The organism is Limnospira sp. PMC 1279.21, from assembly GCF_032349615.1.
In the GTDB taxonomy this organism is placed as follows: domain Bacteria; phylum Cyanobacteriota; class Cyanobacteriia; order Cyanobacteriales; family Microcoleaceae; genus Limnospira; species Limnospira fusiformis.
In genome coordinates this window covers 1-20,036 of the sequence record NZ_JARPLU010000096.1, presented here as the reverse complement: position 1 = coordinate 20,036, position 20,036 = coordinate 1, and the positions used below count along the sequence as shown (strand labels likewise).

21 protein-coding genes are annotated in these 20,036 nt (G+C 44.9%); 7 read left to right on the top strand and 14 right to left on the bottom strand.

Annotated features, from left to right (window positions below):
• Positions 1-373: 373 nt before the first annotated feature.
• Positions 374-631 carry a photosystem I protein PsaX gene (locus tag P5683_RS14925; protein WP_231296365.1) on the bottom strand — a complete coding sequence of 86 codons (258 nt, stop codon included), beginning with the start codon at positions 629-631 and terminating at the stop codon, positions 374-376.
• 93 nt (positions 632-724) lie between these two features.
• Here P5683_RS14925 and rpsB point away from each other — a divergent pair, with 93 nt between their 5' ends.
• From rpsB to P5683_RS14910, 3 genes are all read left to right on the top strand, one after another.
• A complete protein-coding gene (gene rpsB, locus P5683_RS14920; RefSeq protein WP_008051562.1) occupies positions 725-1,522 on the top strand; it encodes a 30S ribosomal protein S2 in 798 nt (265 codons plus the stop codon).
• Positions 1,523-1,672: 150 nt separating this feature from the next.
• Positions 1,673-2,335, top strand: coding sequence for a translation elongation factor Ts (gene tsf, locus P5683_RS14915; RefSeq protein WP_006668770.1), 663 nt, complete (start codon positions 1,673-1,675; stop codon positions 2,333-2,335).
• A gap of 115 nt (positions 2,336-2,450) precedes the next feature.
• Complete coding sequence (locus P5683_RS14910) at positions 2,451-3,332, top strand: hypothetical protein (RefSeq protein WP_193521064.1); 882 nt, start codon at positions 2,451-2,453, stop codon at positions 3,330-3,332.
• 141 nt (positions 3,333-3,473) lie between these two features.
• On the opposite strand, the gene P5683_RS14905 is transcribed toward P5683_RS14910, so the two are convergent.
• The gene (locus P5683_RS14905) at positions 3,474-3,638 is read right to left on the bottom strand and encodes a hypothetical protein (protein ID WP_006625061.1); all 165 of its coding nucleotides are present in this window, start codon (positions 3,636-3,638) and stop codon (positions 3,474-3,476) included.
• A 219-nt stretch (positions 3,639-3,857) separates the two neighbouring features.
• Here P5683_RS14905 and recG point away from each other — a divergent pair, with 219 nt between their 5' ends.
• Positions 3,858-6,326, top strand: coding sequence for an ATP-dependent DNA helicase RecG (recG, locus tag P5683_RS14900; RefSeq protein ID WP_315640342.1), 2,469 nt, complete (start codon positions 3,858-3,860; stop codon positions 6,324-6,326).
• A 68-nt stretch (positions 6,327-6,394) separates the two neighbouring features.
• Positions 6,395-7,141, top strand: a complete 747-nt coding sequence (locus P5683_RS14895; protein WP_315640340.1) for a class I SAM-dependent methyltransferase — start codon at positions 6,395-6,397, stop codon at positions 7,139-7,141.
• Here the strand turns inward: P5683_RS14895 and P5683_RS14890 are convergent.
• From P5683_RS14890 to rfbF, 11 genes are all read right to left on the bottom strand, one after another.
• Positions 7,136-8,086 (bottom strand): DUF362 domain-containing protein, encoded by a 951-nt coding sequence (locus tag P5683_RS14890; protein WP_006625057.1) that lies wholly within the window; start codon positions 8,084-8,086, stop codon positions 7,136-7,138. The two genes, P5683_RS14895 and P5683_RS14890, sit on opposite strands and share 6 nt — an antisense overlap.
• Positions 8,087-8,144: 58 nt before the next feature.
• Positions 8,145-8,465, bottom strand: coding sequence for a hypothetical protein (locus tag P5683_RS14885; protein ID WP_006625056.1), 321 nt, complete (start codon positions 8,463-8,465; stop codon positions 8,145-8,147).
• 575 nt (positions 8,466-9,040) lie between these two features.
• Entirely contained in the window at positions 9,041-9,559 is a 519-nt protein-coding gene (locus tag P5683_RS14880; RefSeq protein WP_006625055.1) for a DUF192 domain-containing protein, read from the bottom strand.
• Between the two features lie 31 nt (positions 9,560-9,590).
• The gene (gene nblR, locus P5683_RS14875) at positions 9,591-10,286 is read right to left on the bottom strand and encodes a response regulator transcription factor NblR (protein ID WP_008051568.1); all 696 of its coding nucleotides are present in this window, start codon (positions 10,284-10,286) and stop codon (positions 9,591-9,593) included.
• 47 nt (positions 10,287-10,333) lie between these two features.
• Positions 10,334-11,251 (bottom strand): NAD(+) kinase, encoded by a 918-nt coding sequence (locus tag P5683_RS14870; RefSeq protein WP_046319374.1) that lies wholly within the window; start codon positions 11,249-11,251, stop codon positions 10,334-10,336.
• Between the two features lie 133 nt (positions 11,252-11,384).
• Complete coding sequence (locus P5683_RS14865) at positions 11,385-12,362, bottom strand: SDR family oxidoreductase (protein ID WP_006625052.1); 978 nt, start codon at positions 12,360-12,362, stop codon at positions 11,385-11,387.
• Positions 12,363-12,659: 297 nt separating this feature from the next.
• Positions 12,660-12,761, bottom strand: a complete 102-nt coding sequence (gene petM / locus P5683_RS14860; RefSeq protein WP_006618540.1) for a cytochrome b6-f complex subunit PetM — start codon at positions 12,759-12,761, stop codon at positions 12,660-12,662.
• 115 nt (positions 12,762-12,876) lie between these two features.
• A complete protein-coding gene (locus tag P5683_RS14855) occupies positions 12,877-14,106 on the bottom strand; it encodes a class I SAM-dependent methyltransferase (RefSeq protein ID WP_006668761.1) in 1,230 nt (409 codons plus the stop codon).
• Between the two features lie 69 nt (positions 14,107-14,175).
• Positions 14,176-15,408, bottom strand: a complete 1,233-nt coding sequence (locus tag P5683_RS14850; protein WP_006625050.1) for a class I SAM-dependent methyltransferase — start codon at positions 15,406-15,408, stop codon at positions 14,176-14,178.
• A gap of 191 nt (positions 15,409-15,599) precedes the next feature.
• Complete coding sequence (locus P5683_RS14845) at positions 15,600-16,595, bottom strand: NAD(P)-dependent oxidoreductase (RefSeq protein ID WP_006668760.1); 996 nt, start codon at positions 16,593-16,595, stop codon at positions 15,600-15,602.
• Entirely contained in the window at positions 16,573-17,427 is an 855-nt protein-coding gene (gene rfbF / locus P5683_RS14840) for a glucose-1-phosphate cytidylyltransferase (RefSeq protein ID WP_006668759.1), read from the bottom strand. The genes P5683_RS14845 and rfbF overlap by 23 nt, the downstream gene beginning before the upstream one ends.
• A 219-nt stretch (positions 17,428-17,646) precedes the next feature.
• On the opposite strand from rfbF, the gene pdxA reads away from it, so the two are divergent.
• Complete coding sequence (gene pdxA, locus P5683_RS14835) at positions 17,647-18,699, top strand: 4-hydroxythreonine-4-phosphate dehydrogenase PdxA (RefSeq protein ID WP_006668758.1); 1,053 nt, start codon at positions 17,647-17,649, stop codon at positions 18,697-18,699.
• Here pdxA and P5683_RS14830 read toward each other — a convergent pair.
• Entirely contained in the window at positions 18,683-19,195 is a 513-nt protein-coding gene (locus P5683_RS14830) for a hypothetical protein (RefSeq protein ID WP_006668757.1), read from the bottom strand. The genes pdxA and P5683_RS14830 overlap by 17 nt on opposite strands.
• Before the next feature lie 142 nt (positions 19,196-19,337).
• Between P5683_RS14830 and rpsD the strand changes: the two genes are divergently transcribed.
• Positions 19,338-19,946, top strand: coding sequence for a 30S ribosomal protein S4 (gene rpsD, locus P5683_RS14825; RefSeq protein WP_006625045.1), 609 nt, complete (start codon positions 19,338-19,340; stop codon positions 19,944-19,946).
• Positions 19,947-20,036: the final 90 nt, after the last annotated feature.

Genomic DNA, 20,036 nt, shown 5'->3' with positions numbered 1-20,036 from the left:
TAGACGCTTCACCTGACTGGCCATATTGGAAGTCTCGAAGGTGGGCCCAAAAATCAGGCTGTGTTATGGGATGCTCAGGGATGCGACCCCATCAACCAAGGGGTGGAAGTCCCACTAGGAGGCTATTTCGGGCATTGCATCCCTATTTCACTCCTAAACGTCTCGCACCCATACTTGGTATTGTAGCGCATCGCCCTAATTGGTTCAACTAATCTGCGATTAAATTAAGCTCTCAAAAGCAGGACCTAGGAATCTATAAGTATCATAACCTATAAGCACCTATTGTTAAAGCATCAAAATGCTGCAGCCATTGGTAGGGGAGAACCCCTATAATGGATCGGCAGCATAGACTTTTAAGGGCAATCAGCCAAGACTACTGAATGATATGGAAGTAGTAGCCAGCCACCACCAGGTTAATTCCTAACAGGACGATCGCCCAGAAAGTACGGAAGGGATAGGGAAATCCACCAGATTTTTTAGCCATATTTTCAAAGTTCCAATGATTTTTGTCTATTAAAGCACACAATGCGATCGCTGTTAATCTATCCCCTCTCCTGAAAAAATCTCTATTTCTGTGACAGAGGCGATCGTCAGTGGTGCAGTATTTGCTATAATCGTCAAGTTGTCTCAACTCGCACATCCAAGAGTTCGGGTGTCTGTGGGGAATCTCCCTACAGATCGGCGCTTGGGTGGAGGATTAACCCGAAAAGGAGAAAAATTAATCATGCCAGTTATCAGTCTCGCAGATATGCTAGAGTCTGGGGTTCACTTTGGGCATCAGACCCGACGCTGGAACCCTAGAATGGCTCCCTACATTTTCACAGAACGCAACGGCGTTCACATCATTGACCTGGTACAAACCGCTCAATTGATGGATGATGCCTATGATTATGTCAGAAGCGCTTCTGAACAAGGCAAAAAATTCCTGTTTGTGGGAACTAAACGACAGGCTGCTGGTATTATCGCCCAGGAAGCTGCTCGCTGTGGTGGTTATTATGTCAACCAACGATGGTTGGGGGGTATGCTGACCAACTGGGTGACAATTAAAACTCGCGTAGACCGTCTCAAAGACTTGGAAGCGCGAGAAAATAGCGGTCAGTTAGACTATCTCCCCAAAAAAGAGGCGGCGGTTTTGCGTCGCGAAATGGGTAAGCTACAGAAATATTTGGGCGGTCTGAAAGGAATGCGCCGAGTCCCCGATGCCGTGATTATGGTAGACCAACGCCGGGAATATAATGCCGTCATGGAATGCCGGAAATTGGGGATTCCCATTATTGCTCTGTTAGATACTAACTGTGATCCTGACCTGGCTGATATCCATATTCCCGCTAATGATGATGCGATTCGTGCCATTAAGCTGATTGTTGGTAAATTGGCTGATGGTATTTATGAAGGCTGTCACGGGGTATCTGCTGTTGGCGCTGATGATGATTACGACGACGCGGATACCGATTACGATGACGAGGAATTCGGTGATGATTATGAGTCTGATGATGACTCTGATGATTCCTCTGATGATTAGGTCAATACAACTATAGTAGACGGTCTGGGGGGCGCTATGGCTTCCCAGACTTCTACCGAGCCAGGTTTCGGTATTTGGTGAAACATTTGTTAAACTTTCCTAACAAGTGTTGGTTACTGGCAATTTAACTAAGCAATTAAAGGATTAAACATGGCTGAAATCTCTGCAAAGATGGTTAAGGAACTGCGCGATAAAACTGGCGCGGGTATGATGGACTGCAAAAAAGCCCTCAAGGAAAATGATGGCGATATGACTAAAGCCGCCGAATGGCTGCGACAAAAGGGTATCGCTTCCGCTGACAAAAAATCTGGGCGTGCGGCGACTGAAGGGATAGTCGGTAGCTACATTCACACCGGGGGTCGGGTTGGTGTTCTGGTGGAGGTTAACTGCGAAACCGATTTTGTCGCTCGTCGGGAAGAGTTCCAAGAGTTGGTGCGTAATATCGCTATGCAAATTGCGGCTTGTCCTAATGTTGAATATGTCTCGGTGGATGATATCCCCGCTGCTATGGTGGCTAAGGAAAAGGAAATCGAGATGAAACGTGATGATCTCGGTAACAAGCCTGACAACATTAAAGAGAAAATTGTCCAGGGTCGTATTGATAAACGACTCAAAGAGTTGTCTCTGGTAGACCAACCCTATATCCGTGACCAGAATATTTCGGTTGAGGAACTCATTAAGCAGACTATCTCTACTTTGGGCGAAAATATTAAGGTCCGTCGGTTTGCCAGATTTGTCTTGGGTGAAGGTCTGGAAAAAGAAGAGACTAATTTTGCTGATGAAGTGGCTGCCCAAACTGGTGGGAAGGCATAACCTATCGACTCTCAATTTCTAAGTTTTGGTGAAATTAACCCCGATCTGATGGCATAATCAGAATGGATCGGGGTTTTTTGTTTAGTGTTGCTCTAATGTTCCCCCTATTATAACTATGGCCGGATCTGTTAAACAAATTGAACAGGAGATCGCAGCCCTCGAAGATGCGATCGCTGATATTGCCCAAGAATTACATCAATGTTATAGTGATTATCTACAGGTTTTGGGTGAGGGCTTGCGACAGCAACTCATCCTGGCTACTTATCATTTATGCACTCAGGGTTATCCAGAAGCCTTTTTAAAGCTGTCTTTCTCGCGACGGCAAGAACTACAATCACAAATTCGCCATCAGGTTTCGCGATCGCAAAATCGGTTATTTAATCTAGTCCGTGCGCCGATTTCTCAGCAAAAACCAGATGAGAATGACCCCCAAAAATCCGAGGATTCAGAACCATCCCCAGAGACGGAAAGCCAAGAAAATCAAGATTTTCGCCCCTCAATTTCTCCTCTTAAATCCGTTTCTCCATCTAGTCCCAAACCCCTACTAATTACGCCCTACCATCTTCTGCGTTGGCAAGAAAACATTGACGAAGCCACTACTAAAATTCTGCATCGCCTCTCCCATGAGATTAACTTGCTGTTGCAGGAATATGCTATAATGCCCCAGGAGTTGCCTGTAGCCCTCATCGAAGCCGCTTCTAAAACTGAACCTCCCCTGGAAGCTACGGCGGGTAATACCCCCAATTTGTTGACTCTCATGGTGGAGACGGAAGATGAAAATGAGGAACAGACCTCCCGCGTCACTCAACTGATTACCGTTCATCTGCGGATATCGGAAATCGAGTTTTCTGACCCTAGGGTGATGGCTGGACGACAAAAAATCCGCCAGGTGGCTAAACGCCTCAACCAGTTGGGACGCAACTATCAGAAGAAATTGCGGGAAAGGGCTGTCCTACAGGCTGAGGCGGCTTGGCGTTCTAGTTGGTTCGATGAGTAGGGAGCAGTAAATGCGATCGCCTTTGATTGCCTACCTTGACCTACCTAGCTAGGCTAGAGTCAAGATGGGCTATCATAACCCATCACCACCATAATATCTCAGATTTCTGGGTTTGTCAAGTAGTTAATCTAAATTAATCCACTAATTCACCCTCAGAAAAACCCTAGTTGATCGGACTTCACCAGAGATAGTCATAGAAACCCGGTTTCTGGGAGGTTGGGGGGAAACAAACCCGGTTTCTGGGAGTTGGGGGGAAACAAACCTGGTTTCTGGCAGAGTTTGTCCGACCTCACCAGAGATAGTCATATAAACCCCCTTTCTGGGAAGGGTTTATCAGACCTAGCGCAAATATGCTATATTGATTAAATAGTCATCTACTATGGTCATAAATAGCCACCATAGCCCATGGTTTCATGATATCTGCAATTTCTGAATTGGTCAAGTATTTGAGCTTGATTAATGCACCAATAAACCCTTATAATATCAACCAAGTTGGCAATCCAAATCAGTTAAAATTCATCACCTATGGCAATCTATGAACCCGATTGGTCTCGTCTCCAAAAAGCCCTCTCTGTAGAAGCAGAACGTGGGTTTAATAACATTCAGGGCAAAGAGTATAGATTTCATGAATTTTTACAAATCAGCATTGATAAACTCATCGAAATTATCCCCCTAGAAGCTCATGAATTGGGGCGGAAATTGGTGGGAGATTTTGCTATATATTCCCAACTTATCACCGAAGATAGACAGCATTTGATCGCCGAAACTCGCAACTTTTTACTCCAAGCCGAGCGTCTGTTAGAAGCTCAGAAAAAACTCGCCCCAAATCAGCCCCCAGAGCCATCCCCTCCCCCTCGCAGTCGCAGCATTACCCAGGAAGTTACCCCGCCAAAATCTCCCCAATTAGACCAGGGTTTAAAAGAACTGGTCGGGCCTAGAAATAGCGACCTTTTAGCCAGGCTGGGAATTTATACCATTTATGATTTACTCTATTATTATCCCCGCGACCATATTGATTACGCGCGCCAAGTCCCCATCAAAGAATTAGCACCTGGGGAAACTGTTACCATTGTCGCACAGGTGAAGCGGTGTAATTGTTTTAGTAGCCCCAAAAATCGCCAACTCACTATTTTAGAATTAATGGTGAAAGACGCAACCGGACAACTCAAAATTAGTCGTTTTTTTGCGGGAAATCGCTATAGCAATAAAGGCTGGCAACATAAACAAAAATATAACTATCCTCCGGGAGCCATTATCGCGGCTTCTGGGTTGGTGAAAAAAAATAAATATGGCATTACCCTAGATAACCCGGAATTGGAAGTCTTAGACCGGGTTGATAGTCGTGCGGCTTCCATGAAAATTGGGCGGGTTTTACCGGTTTATCCGTTGTCGGATGGCATTGGGGCGGATTTGCTCAGGAAGGCGGTTTTGGCGGCATTACCAGCAGCTAATAAACTCCCGGAATCATTACCTCCCAAATTGCGGGAAAAATATCAGTTAATTGAAATCTCGGATGCTATCACTAATATTCACTTCCCCCCCAACCGCGACTGGTTAGCCTCGGCTAGACGACGCTTAGTATTTGATGAATTTTTCTATTTGCAAATCGGCTTATTGCAGCGGCGACAAGTTTCTAAAACCAACGAAAAAAGCGCGGCTCTCCTCCCCCAAGGTGAACTCATCCAACAGTTTTATAAAATCTTGCCTTTTGAATTAACCAAGGCTCAAAAACGAGTGATTGGAGAAATCTTGACGGATCTCAATTCGGAAGAACCTATGAACCGCTTAATTCAAGGAGATGTTGGGGCGGGTAAAACTGTGGTGGCTGTGGTGGCAATGTTGGCGGCAATTCAAGCAGGATATCAGACGGCTTTGATGGCTCCGACGGAGGTTTTGGCGGAACAACATTATCAAAAATTGGTGGGTTGGTTGAATTTAATGCACCTTCCGGTTGAGTTGTTGACGGGTTCGACTAAGGCTGCTAAACGTCGCCAAATTCATGCTCAATTACAAACGGGAGAATTGCCGGTTTTGGTGGGAACTCATGCGTTAATTCAAGACCAGGTGAATTTTCATAAGTTGGGGTTGGTGGTGATTGATGAACAGCATCGCTTTGGGGTGCATCAACGGGCTAAGTTACAACAAAAAGGTGAGTCACCCCATGTTTTGACCATGACCGCAACTCCTATTCCCCGCACATTATCCCTCACTTTACACGGAGATCTCGATGTGAGTCAGTTGGATGAATTACCGCCGGGAAGACAGCCAATTCAAACTACTATGTTATCTGGTCGTAAACGTCAGGAAGCCTACGATTTGATTAGCCGAGAAGTGGCACAAGGACGACAGGTTTATGTGGTTTTACCTTTGGTGGAAGAGTCGGAAAAATTGGATGTGCGATCGGCTGTTGAAGAACATCAAAAATTGCAAACTAAGATTTTCCCGGAATTGGCGATCGCTTTATTGCATGGTCGCATGAGTAGCCAGGAAAAAGAAGCGGCGATCGCTAAATTTAGGGATGGAGAAACTCATATCCTAGTATCGACAACTGTGGTGGAGGTTGGGGTTGATGTTCCTAATGCTACGGTGATGTTAATTGAAAATGCGGAAAGGTTTGGCTTGTCACAATTGCACCAACTACGGGGTCGGGTCGGTCGTGGCGCTCACAAGTCCTATTGTTTGTTAATGTCGGGGAGTTCCTCACCGGAAGCCAAGCAAAGATTACAGGTTTTGGAACAGTCCCAGGATGGCTTTTTTATTGCTGAAATGGATATGCAGTTACGGGGTCCCGGTCAGGTTTTGGGAACTCGTCAGTCGGGTTTACCTGACTTCGCTTTGGCTAGTTTGGTGGAAGATCGCGAGGTTTTGGAACTAGCCAGAGAAGCCGCACAAAAAGTCATCGAGAAAGACTACACCCTCGAACGTTGGCCGGCTATGGCGGCGGAGTGGAACCGACGCTATCAAAAAATGATGGGAGGATCGATTTTGACTTAGGTTGACACCTTGAATATTCACAATATAAGGCAGATTTTTCCATCAATTATCACAGGATGAAATTAGTCATGACTGAATATAATGTATATAGTGACACATATACTAAACACCTCCAAAAACTCAAGAATGTTTTGGCTAGTGACAAAGCATACGAGCAAGCTATTGGCGGAAACTTTCTAGCTGTAGGTCAACTGGAACTAGGTTTACTTAGACAACAGGGACTCAAACCAGGTCAAATGGTGATTGATGTAGGGTGTGGAAGTGGGCGTTTGGCTGGTCCTTTGGCGGGTATTCCTGACATTCGCTACTTAGGTATCGATTTAGTTCAGGATTTATTGGACTATGCACGTAAAATTTGCAATCGGAATGATTGGCAGTTTGTGAAGGTGAATAGTCTGAGTATTCCAGCATCAGATCAAGTGGCTGACTTTGTGGTATTTTTTTCGGTGCTTACCCATTTAAGACATGAGGATAGCTATAAATATTTAGCTGAAGCTAATCGAGTGCTTAAACCCGGAGGATGTATTATCATCAGTTTTCTGGAGTTTAGAATTCCATCACACTGGTCTGTATTCGAGGAAATGCTTAAAAATCCAGACCCCCACAAACATATTGACCAATTCATAGATCGCGATGCAATTCGTGCCTGGACTCAACATCTGGGACTCAATATTGATGCTATCCATGATGGGGATAAACCCCATATCCCCTTGTTGTCAACAATTACTTGGGATGATGGCCGATCGCAAACAAGCCTAGGTAACTTGGGACAATCGGTAGCTATTCTCAGAAAACCCCTAAACCAAAACCTATAGGGCTTGTCTTCGCTCCCGGATTAGCTTAATATATAGATGGCGGAAAGTCGATTTCATTACCCTTGGTAAGCCAAAATCTATGGGAGCCATTTTGTCCGGGAGTCGCCAATCGTCAACCCGTAAATCATCCGGGTGCAACAACGGAAAGGCGATCGCCTCTAATTCCCCACACAACCCTAGACTTTTCGCGGCCACTAGGGTGGGGACTAAATCCCATTGTACCCCTAACACTTCTACCATTGCCCTATCGAGTGCAAAAACGTCCTCAGAGGCTCCTAGCAAGCCCAACAAGCGGGGTTCCCCGTTACTCGGACCATTTCCCTCATGGGCGATAATACCATCAATAACGGTCAATTCTGGGGCGATCGCTCTAGCGGTTTCTACCAACATTCTACCAAAGCGATCGGCATCTTTTCCGGCTTCCATGTGCCACCAGGCTTTCATTTTCCCCGGAACACAACCAAACAGGTTTTTCACCCCCAGAGTCATTGTTAGCTGGGTGTGAGATTTCACCTTGGGGAGGTTAATCACAACGTCGGCTTCCATAGCCTCCCGACTTAACCGCAACCGTTCAAACTCTTGGGTAGCGGTTGAATACTGGCGACCGTGAAATTCCACCACGGGTAAGTCTAACTCCCTAATTAGGGGTAAATAACCGTTGGCTTTGGCTACCCCTAAAGCACTCCCAAAGGCTGGACTATCTCCTAAAAATGGCTGACCACCTACTTCTTTAACTAACCTCGCCACCTCGGCTACTAATTCGGGACGGGTGACACATTCTTTGGTCGGACGAGAACCTGTTAATAAGTTCGGCTTTAATAAAACGCGATCGCCTGGCTTCACCCATCTTCTCACACCTCCCCAAGGTTCCAATAAGGCTTCTAAAGAATGGCGTAAGGCTAATGGTTCATAGGAACTTGCTTGAATTAAACTTACTAAAGGCATGGTTAATTATGACAATTTTTTAAAAATGTGAGATGCACCTGCGAATTAACTTAGACTACTACTGTACCCCAATTTTACCGACGGCTCCCCTTTGTAAGGCTGTTATCCTCTGAGCATTGGCGAAACTGGCTTGATCTCGAATTTGGGGAAGTGGCGGCTTGACTTCCACCTTAGTCACCTTAGCCATACAGACCAAAACGGTTTGATCAATCAAATGGAAAGTTACCCACCTTTGTGATAACATTTGGGGCAATTTTTGGGCTAATTCAGCGGCAGAAATTGGCAGACTGAAGGTTTCAACTGTACCACTTTCATAATAAAATGATATCTGTGGCTCCCCTGTCTCTGCGTGCATTGTCGCAAAAGAACCTTTAGGCATGATTGTTCCCTCAATTCAATTAATGTTTTGACAATATGAGGCTGAAGATACGAGAGCTTAAATTTTAATCTTTTTCGGTTGATTTCGTCAAACTTTCCCAGATGTGGCGATCGCATTACCCCTAAACTACTTAAAGCCTAGTAGAAGGCTACTAGGCTCTAAACCGACTGAGTAAACTCAGTTGACTCAAGCAGACGTTGGATAAGTTACTCAGAAAAATGATAGGATCTAAATTTGGTTAACAAAACTTGCAACAACCCTGACTCAGGGAACTCACCTTAGAAATCAAGCCGATACAGGCTCCGTTTATAGCACCGATCCCAAACAAACTCAACTTACGAGAGCCTCCAGGCCGGGAGTTTACCCCTTTGACGATGCCAACAAGTTATAGCTCGAACACACTGTTCAGACGCTGCAAGTGGACTCAAGCAGGCGGACACAGGCTCTAAGTCCGAAACTGGGTTACTCAAAGAATTAACTTCGTTTTGTGTCCCTATACTGGTAATATAGCACCATTTTGGGACTAGGCAAGCATAATTTACAAAGTTTTACAATAGGAGTGGCTAAAGACTATTTTATGGAGATTTGAGAAAGCGAACGGAGATGCGATCGCCCAATTGTAGCCCCAATTCCTCAGTTAGTCCCCCTCGCAACTCAATCACCTTGTCCACCATCACATTAGTAGGTCCATAGGTCGGACAAGGTTCAGCCTCGCAGGGGAGAGCATTAACCTGAATATAACGAACCACCCCATCACGCATAAAAATCATATCCAAAGGAATCTTACAGTTTTTCATCCAAAACTGTGCAAACTCAGGGCGCGCGAAGACAAATAACATACCGCGATTGTCGGGGAGGAAAGTCCGAAACATCAACCCCAAAGTCTGTTGTTCAGGAGTTCTCGCCACTTCGAGCTGAATTTCGCGATCGCCAATCATAGCTTTAGCCGTAATCGGTAGCATCTGACCCTGACTAAAAACTGGCACCATATCCTGTTCCAACTGATTAGGAGGAACAGACACCATTGGCGTATCACAGCCTACCAAAAACCAGGTAATAGTCACACAACTTAATCCCAATCGCCGCCAATCCATGCGCCACCCCCCGGACGCACCGCCACTGAACCTAGGCATCTCGCAAAACATATCCTACACCTCTGACAGTCTGAATCAATCGTTTTTCCCCTTCCTCCTCAATTTTTAGTCGCAAATAGCGAATATAAACCTCAATCACATTAGACTCTCCCAAAAAATCATATCCCCAGACATTTTCCAGGATCTGTTCACGAGTCAAAACTTCCCGAGGATGCTCCATTAAATATTTGAGCAAATCAAATTCCTTCATGGTTAAATCGATCGCCCGATGGTTACGAATAGCGCGTCTGGTCGCCAAATCTAAGACCAAATCCGCAAACCGCAACATATCGGAGTGATTATCTTCCGATTTGAGATATAGCTTCACCAAATCGAGGAACTCTTCACAGCGATAGGGTTTGAGAAAATAATCATCAGCGCCTGATTCCAAACAAGCCACCCGGTCATCAACGGTATCACGAGCCATAAAGATTAATATAGGCGCAGTGCAGCCCATTTCCCGGAGATGGCGACACAGAGACAATCCCGACTCTCCCCCCAGCATCAATTCTATGACAATCAAAGCTGGTTGCAGTTCCGTTACCTGATGTAAACCCATGGCGGTATTGTGAGCCACTACCGGAAAGTAGCCGGACTCGTGCAAGTCATTACTGATATTTTCCGCCAACAGTTGATCACTTTCAATAATCAATATGGAGGCACGGGAATCTAGGGCGATCGCATTCATAGGGGAACAGTTTACCGTGTAAAATTAGTTAATTCGACTCAGTTGCCTCAAGGTAGTTCCACAGAAGTAGGTTTAGCAATATGAGGGAGTCCCCAGCCTAGTTTTTCTCGCAAAATTTGGAAAAATTCCGGTGGTTTCAGACGAATAAAACGAGCCGGAAAAGGCGATCGCTCAACTCGGACGTGATATTCTGGTAGAACATAACATCCGCCATTGCCATCAACCACCATCACCAATTGATTAGGACTAGCCGGGTAAATAGTCACCACTTCCCGGTCTGCATAAACCAAAGCCCGCGAAGCCAGAGAATGGGGACAAATTGGCAACAATTGCAGAACTCCCACCCCTGGCGTAACTACTGCTCCCCCCGCCGACAGACAATAAGCCGTAGAGCCAGTCGGGGTAGAAATAATCACCCCATCAGCAGCAATATCAACCGGAACATGGCGACCGATTTCTATTTCAAAATGGCACATACAGGTCATCGGTTCCCGGTGTAGCACCATTTCATTTAAACAGAGAGCCTCCCAGAGCAAACTTTCCTGGTGAAATACCCGCACCAATAGCATTGTCCGTTCTTCAACCAAATATTCCCCTGCCAAAACCGCTTCTAAGGCTTGGGGGAACTGATTTAGATAAGTTTCCGTCAGAAATCCCATGTGGCCTGTATTTACCGCTAACATGGGGATACCCTGGGGCGCTAATTGTCGGGACGCAGAAAGAACAGTGCCATCTCCCCCTAGGACAATAGCAAGGCTCATATCGCGATCGAACTCTGGCGGCGCTAACCCCTCGATCGCAGTATGACACAGAGGGCGATCGGGATTAGAATAACCCAAAATCCCCCCCATTCCTGTCGCCACAAAAACATCCCAACCCAGGTTGGTTAACTTGTCCTTTAATTCAATGGCACTGCGACAAGCAGCAGCCTTAGCATCGTTATAAAGAATCCCTACTTTTGGCACGGGGATAAACTTAATAATGGTTGAGCAACAATCATTGGGGCTAATTTACTTAGCGCCCCATTTTACCACAATCAGCCAAATAACTGACCGATTCCATTAGCCTACTACAACAAAAGCCTACAGCCAAATCTTCTTACGATTTGAACGGGCTGCGCTTTTGTTTACGTTTTTTCTGTTTTTCTCGTTCATATTCCAGCTCTTTCAGTTTTTTCATGATCCGACCAAAGTATTCTTGCAGGTAACTTTCCAGGGTGGTATTTTCTTCTGGGTTGATACCTAGTATCTGATAAGTCTCATCCATTGACGCTTTCAGAGGTTGACCCGTCGCTAGAACTTCCACAAACGCCAGACGATCCGAAATGTTCAGACTCCACTGGAAAAATCGAGTAACTTTGCGGACAATACGGACAATGCTGTTAGGTGTGCGCGTGACTCTGGCTTGTTTCCCTGACAGTCTTTCGCACAAGCGGATAATTTCATCCGCTGTCCAAGCTCTCGAACCCACCACCGGAAACGTTTTATTTTCCGCTTCCGGAACTGATAACGCCCGGATCGTGATTTTAGCGATATCCTGAGTATCCATATAGGCGATCGGGGAACTTACCCCCGGAACCCATACAGACTGACCATCTAAAATCGGGATCGCAAATTGACCAATTAAGCCTTGCAGAAAGCCACAGGGTCTCAGAATTGTATATTTAAGGCCAGATTCAGCTAAAAACTTTTCTGTACAGCGTTTAATCTCTAATAATGGCACTTGCGTATATTTTTCCGCATCCAGGAACGAAAAAAACACAAATCTCTCTACTCCTGCCGCTTTAGCCGCCTGAATCAGGGCCACTTTCCCTTTCCAGTCTACATCTTTAATACTCAGCGAATCCGTCGGGCGCGCCGTCGCCGCATCAATTACCACCTTTACCCCCTCTAGCGCCGGTTTTAAGGTTTCTGGATCACATAGGTTCCCCGGAACCAGTTCTGCACCCCACTCTTTTAGGAAAGCAGCTTTTTTGTAACTACGCGCTAAACAGCGGACCTGGTAGCCTTCATCTAATGCTCGGCGGGCTATCTGTCTACCTAGAGTACCTGTGGCACCAACAATTAATAATGTCATGAATAACCAATATGGGGCTTAAACTTTACTTAAAATACTATCAAAGATTATCTCATTTTTTTACAAAACTTCATAATTTGCTCAGATTAGAGTCCCCAGTGGGACTGCGCCAGCGGTCAATTATCCCCTATTGATTACCATTTGCCGGGTGGGACACACCCTACTTATGCCTTTATGGTCAATTATCAATTATCAAACAGGACTAGCGCCAATGGCTATAACTACCATTAGCGCCAATACCAATCAGCAACGGATAACTCCTTCCTGATTTACTTAGTGGGGTTCCGCCTCTGGTGACTATTCCCCACCTTGGATTTTTAGGAGGAGGAACCCGCCACCTAATCCCACCAGAATCAGAACAAAGGACAGAAACGCCGCATTGAAAATTTCACCAGCCATAAATTTGGGATCTCCTGTACAAGTCTAACAATTGTCCTATCTATTTTAGGGTGAACCGGTAGCGATCGCACCAAAAATAGCTATCAGCGCCACCCAGACCCGGTCACCACCCCCATTAACTCAAAGGAATCAGTTTTGTTGATACCCCCATATCATCCAGCATTTTCTGGATTTCTGCACAGTAAATCGGGTTCATCACAATAATCTCATCCGGCTGATATTCCTTCAAAAATTCCGGCGACATAATTTCATGACCAACACCCGGAATAAACTGTCCGTGTCGGTGAGGATTAATATCCACAATATACTGCACCTGATTCTCAGTTTTCAAAGTCGTTAGAAACGCCACACATTTAGAGCCAGAACCCCAAACTACAACCCGCTTTCCTTCTGCCTGAGCGATTTGTAGATGTTCTTTCCAATGGTTGATTTTACCTTGCACATGAGTAGCAAAATGTCTCATATCCTGTTTAACTTGGTCGGGACTTTCCTCAAAAGGATGAATTTTCCCAGACAAATCCGAGACAGGTTCCGCCTCAATTAACAGATATTGGTCACTATATGCTAAATATACATCCGTCACCTCAAACCCAGAAGCGCGGAATAAACGAGCCAAAGTTCCTGGTGTAAAATAAGAACAATGCTCATAGTAGATATCCTCAAAAGCCAAATCCTTGAGAACTCGACCCATATCAGGAATTTCCAAAAACACAGAAGTTGGGCGATTCCCAATAGAGCGCCGCACCGTCCCCACAAATTCAGCCGTTGGGTAGATATGTTCTAAAGTATGGCGACAGCAGATAAAATCCCCTACATATTCAGTGTAGCGCTCTGAATAATAGTCTTGAATAAACCTAATGCGTTCCGTGGCTGGGCTTTGGACTCGTCCCACCACCGCCGAAGGGTCAATACCTACCCCTCGGTTATTCCCTAACTCGCACATTAGCACCAAAAAATCACCCTTGCTACAGCCGATTTCAACTACATCTTTATCACGGAGATTATACTTGTCAATCAGCCGATTCGCTAAATCCAGAGCAAACTGATTAAATGTCGGGGAAAAACTTTGCTGGTCTTCATAATTCGGGGCGTAGGCTGACCATTTAGAATCAAATGCCGTATTGGTAATAAAACCGCAATTTTCACAGTATCCTAACACCACATCCCCGCGCGGAAAATCTAAGGCTTCCTGTCGGGTTGGCATCATTAAACAACTATGAACAGGCACATCCCGCACCTCATAGAAAACCCACATTTCTTGATGACCGCAGTTCGGACAAGTATGCTCAACTAACTTCAACTCCGGTTCAGTATTCGCTACCTTAGCGACCGATTGACTACTCATATTTATCTCCTAATTATTTGACCGATAAACAACAATATGGGCGCTATTTAACTGACGATTTGGGGATAATCAATCTACAATTTTGGGCTCAGGTATGGGAATGATAAACTTACCACCCCGGTCTCGGTAAGCCTGTTGCTGCTTGATAATTTCTTCCGCAAAATTCCACGCCAAAATCAAAACATAATCTGGCTGGTCTTCTACTAATCTCGAAGGTGGTACAATCGGTAAATGATTGATACTCATAAAACGTCCGTGTTTAAAGGGGTTTAAGTCCGCCACATAATCTAACAGCGTTTTATCAATACCAAAATAGCTTAACAATGTCGTCGCTTTCGCCGCCGCACCGTAACCTACTACCCTTTTATCCTGTCGCTTTAAGTCCCACAGAATATTCAGTAAATTATCCTTAATAACTTCTATGCGATCGACAAAATCTCTATAATAGTCCATACGGTCTACCTTTAATTCCCTTTCCTGTTGAAGCAGAGATATCACCGAATCTTTAACCGCCTCTTTGGGTTCCACAAACAACCGCAAAGAACCCCCATGAATAGCCGTCCGCTGAATATCATTTAAATACAGAAAATGGCGGCGGAATAGCCTATCAAGGGCGGTTACTGAAAAATAGCACAAGTGTTGGTGATAGATAGTATCAAATTCACAATGATCTACTAAATCGACGACATACGGAGCTTCAATTACTGCTACACCATCCGGCTTTAATAGCGTATAAATACCTTCCACAAAGCCATTTAAATCCGGCACATGAGCCAAAACATTATTGGCTAAAAATACATCCGCTTTTTTGCCCTCAGAATGTAATTTTTCAGCTAAATCTTTAGTGAAAAAATCATGAATTGTGGTAACTCCTGATTCTCTGGCTTTTTCTACCGGACCCGTCGCGGGGTCAATCCCTAAAACCGGAATCCCTTGTTCCAGAAAGTTTTTCAGCATATATCCATCATTACTCGCCGCCTCAATTACCAGACTATTGCTATCTAATTTTCTGGATTTAATAATGTTTTGGGCGCTATCACCAAAATGCTTCAGTAAGGAAGGAGAAACCGACGAAAAATAAGGATAATCTCGACCAAACAGAATTTCCGGGGGAACACTAACCGTTATCTGAACCAGTCCACAGTCTGGACAAAATACTAAATCCAGAAGGGCTGTGTATTCGGGTTTATCAATATTCTCGCGGGTGATTAATCCATCAGCTAGGGGAGTATAGCCAAAGGAAATAATTAGTTCTAGGTTTTCCGAACCACAAGAACGACAGACTGGTATGGAATTAGGCATATTTTACAGATGTTTGATTGCTACAGGATGAGAATATTTTGACACGGACTGAATTAGGTAATCAGAAACCTATAGCTATTTGAGAGTTTTTAGGCAGTAATTAAGTTAAAAAGATTGACTAGCTTAACATACTTTTAACTACTATTAACTAACTGGTTTCTGATACCATTTTTTGATAGTCAGCAGATGATTTAAGCCTTGGCTAAGACATTTACCGGGCTTTTCCAACGCAAGCTATTATCTAAACTTCCTTCTCCAATGAGTTTCTGAATGTGAGCAATACGTTTGTAGCGTTCACCCTCAAACTCTTCGAGAGTCAGTCCAATTTTTTGATAAGCTGCGTAGAGTTCTGATGCACCACGACGGGCATTCCATTCTGGTTGAAATTCTGGTAAGGCTTCTAAAATCTTGCTACAATTTACCCGATAACAACGCTTATCTGGCCCCCCATCTTCTGCATATTCAATGATGCAATTAGGCACAATTTCTTCGACCATATTGGCTAGGTCGCGGATGCGGTAGTTATCCTCATTACGACCGACATTAAAGGCTTGATTATGCACTACTTCTCGCGGGGCGTGTAAGGTAGCAATGAAGGCGCGACAAATATCCTCAATATGAACAATTGGTCGCCAGGGAGTACCATCGCTCTTGATATAAACCCGCCCGGTAGTGAAAGCCCAAGCCACTAGGTTGTTTAATACTAAGTCAAACCGCAAACGGGGAGAAACACCATATGCTGTAGCATTACGCAGAAAAGTAGGACTAAAGTTGTCGTCTGCTAGTTTGCTAACATCTTGTTCAACCATTACCTTGGAAATACCATAGGGGGTGACTGGATTAAAAGGTGATTCCTCTGTTAGCCAGTCGTCTCCTCCTGCGCCATAGTTACTACAAGATGATGAGAAGATATAGCGACTTACTCCGGCTTCTTTGGCTAGTTTTGCTAACTTGACAGAAGCCTGATGATTGATTTCGTAAGTTAAGTCAGGATTTAGATTTCCTAGGGGGTCGTTTGACAGTCCCGCTAGGTGCAAAATTGCATCGAAACCCTCAACGTCTGAGGCTTCAATGTCGCGAATATCCTTACATATTTCGGGAATTTCTGTAATCCCTTCCCCAAATGTACACTGTTTGAATATTTCGCTGTCTAGTCCAATAACTTCATGCTTTTTTGCTAACAGCATTGGGACTAATATTGTCCCGATGTAACCCTTGTGTCCCGTCAGTAATAATTTCATCTTCTTCTCTCCAAGTTTTCCAAGGTGCTTGATTGGTTTCCCACAGTGCTTCTAACCGACGTTTATCTCGCAGAGTATCCATGCACTGCCAAAAACCGTCATATTGATAAGCCATTAATTGACCATCTTTGGCTAGGTTTTCTAGCGGTTCTTTTTCCCACTGCGTATCATCCCCAGTAATGTAGTCATAAATTCCGGGCTCTAGTACAAAGAAAGCACCGTTAATCCATCCTTCACTGATTTGAGGTTTTTCGGAAAATTCAACTACTTGATTTCCGTCTAGTTTGGGGAGTCCAAAACGCGCGGGGGGGCGCACGACTGTCATGGTGGCTAGTTTGCCATGACTTTGATGGAATTCTAATAGTTTCTTGAGGTGAATATCGGAGACTCCATCCCCCCAGGTTAACATAAATGTCTCATTATTTACATGGGAAACAAGTTGCTTTATACGCCCTCCAGTGTTGGTATATAACCCGGTGTCTAGTAGTTCAACTATCCAATCCTGACGGTAGCCTCCATCAATGTTAACTTTGCCTGTGCCTAGATTTACGGTGAGCTTATTACTGTTTAAAGAACAGTAATCTACCATGTATTTTTTAATGACTTCTGATTTGTAACCTAGGGCAATAATAAAGTCTTTGAAACCATGGTAGCCATAGTGCATCATGATATGCCAGAGGATAGGACGACCTCCGATTTCTACCATGGGCTTGGGTTTACTTTCTGTTTCTTCGGCGAGGCGGGTTCCCAATCCACCTGCTAGGATTCCAACTTTCATAGCTAGTATTCTAAGGGACTTTGGGTTGATACAATTTGAATCTGTCGAGTCGGGAATGAGCCTGAAAATTAACACACTGTTGAGTATAAGCTGTTGACTTAAATGGAAATAGAGGCTATTGTAAAATTTAACATCCTGATTGTGAAGATTTGGTAAAACGATCGCAGTTTATGAGAGACTGAACCTCAATAATAAAATTATGTTAAGTTGAGGGTATAAATGTTAAGACGTTTGGCGATTACTTTGGGAGATCCAGCCGGAATAGGGCCGGAGGTGGTTTTGAAGGCTTTGGCTAATTCCACTTGGACGGAAAACTGCGAGATAACTGTGGTGGGTACCCGTTGGGTGTTGGAAAATACCTATCAACAACTCAGGAAAACTACTCCAGCGATCGCTAATCCCGATCATCTCAATATTTTAGATATTAATGACGGACCCTCCCCATCCTCGATTAAATTTGGGGTCGGAAATGCCAGCAGTGGGGCGGCGAGTTTTGCTTATTTGGAAACAGCGATCGCCTCCACCCTCAAAGGGCAATTTCAGGGAATTGTTACCGGACCTATTGCCAAAAACCACTGGAAAGCCGCCGGACATGACTACCCAGGACAAACGGAACTTTTGGCGGTGCGTTCCCAAGTTAACCGCTACGGAATGCTATTTGTAGCCCGATCGCCCCATAGTAACTGGACTTTACGCACCTTACTCGCCACCACCCATATTCCCCTATCACAAGTCCCTCAAACCTTGACCCCTCAACTCCTAGACCAGAAACTAGATTTACTTATACTCTCCCTCAACCAGGACTTTGGTATTAAAACCCCCAAAATAGCCGTTTCTGGACTTAATCCCCACAGCGGCGAAAACGGTCAGTTGGGAATCGAAGAAAAAGATTGGCTAATTCCCTGGATACAACAAAAACGCGATCGCTATCCCCAAATTCAACTAGACGGACCTATCCCCCCCGATACATTATGGGTTAAACCCGGTCAAGCCTGGTATGGCCAAAACACAGCCGCCGCCCATGATGCTTACCTCGCCCTGTACCATGATCAAGGGTTAATCCCCGTTAAGCTAATGGCATTCGATCGCGCCGTTAATACCACCATTGGTTTACCCTTTATCCGCACCTCCCCCGACCACGGAACCGCCTTTGATATCGTCGGTCAAGGTATTGCTGATCCTTCCAGCTTTCAAGCTGCGATCGCCTTAGCCATAGAATTAGCCCATAGCGCGCAGCCACCATCCCCAGCCCATCCTATAACCTATCAGTAAACTGTTCTGGGGGATTTAGACAAACCCTAAGTAAGTCATTGACAGCAAATTCCGTACTACCGCGACCCATTCCCACCACACAAGAAGCATAACGCTCTGGTAGAAGAGAGCGACCGCAACCTTCCAATACAGTTAAAGGATTAGCCTCACTATTGCTCCTAGTAATATTAACCACACAATTAGCCAACTCCTGCGGGCGGCGGACATTCATACATCCCAAAACCGCCTCATCCCCAGCGATACCAGTATCACGAGTAATAAGAGTCACGCACTCACCAATATTTGTAGGTCTAATCGCCATACCACAAGCGGTCGCTGTAGCCCGAGGAGACACCCCAGCATCCTGCAATTGTTGCACACATCTAGCATAATCAGCCTCTGTCACCAATCGATAAGACGGGAAACCCTGAGCCGCCGATTTTACCGGAATCATAGCCCATACCAGGCTAACTACTGTCAGGGGAAGACCCCAAGCCAATTTTTGGGAATTCAACATTTGCCTAAATATAGCTAATCAAATTTTCGCTCATCATACCACTGCCCGTTTTGGAAAGCGATCGCTTCTGTCACTTGCCCTTTTTGGTTTTAAGAACTTATAATAGAAGGTTGGTGAAATTTTTATGTTGAGAGGAACTTAGATGTCTCGATATCGAGGACCCCGGCTTCGGGTTGCACGTCGTTTAGGGGATCTTCCCGGACTAACCCGGAAAACAGCCCGACGTGCTTATCCCCCTGGTCAGCACGGTCAAGCTCGCCGCAAACGTTCAGAATATGCAGTCCGTTTAGAAGAAAAGCAAAAACTGCGGTTTAACTATGGTTTGTCCGAACGACAACTGTTGCGTTATGTCCGCAAAGCGCGCCGCGCCTCCGGTTCCACCGGTCAAGTCTTACTGCAATACCTAGAAATGCGTTTAGATAACACCGTGTTCCGTCTGGGTATGGCTCCCACTATCCCCGCAGCCCGACAGCTAGTTAACCACGGTCATATCACCGTTAACGGTAAAGTTGTAGATATTGCCAGCTATCAGTGTCGTCCTGGCGAAACCATTGGCGTGAGAAATAGAGACAAATCTCGCGAAATGGTCAAAGCTAATCTTCAATATCCTGGTTTAGCTAACGTCCCTAGCCATTTGGAGTTAGATAAAAATAATCTCACTGCTACAGTAAATGGTGTGATTGAACGGGAATGGGTCGCTCTTTCCATCAATGAACTACTCGTCGTTGAATACTATTCCCGTATGGCTTAATTATTGGCATTCTCCCGTTACACAAAGTTGATAACGGGAGCATGATTTAATCTCAAATTAGGTTAACATTTTACGGCAATACGGTATAAT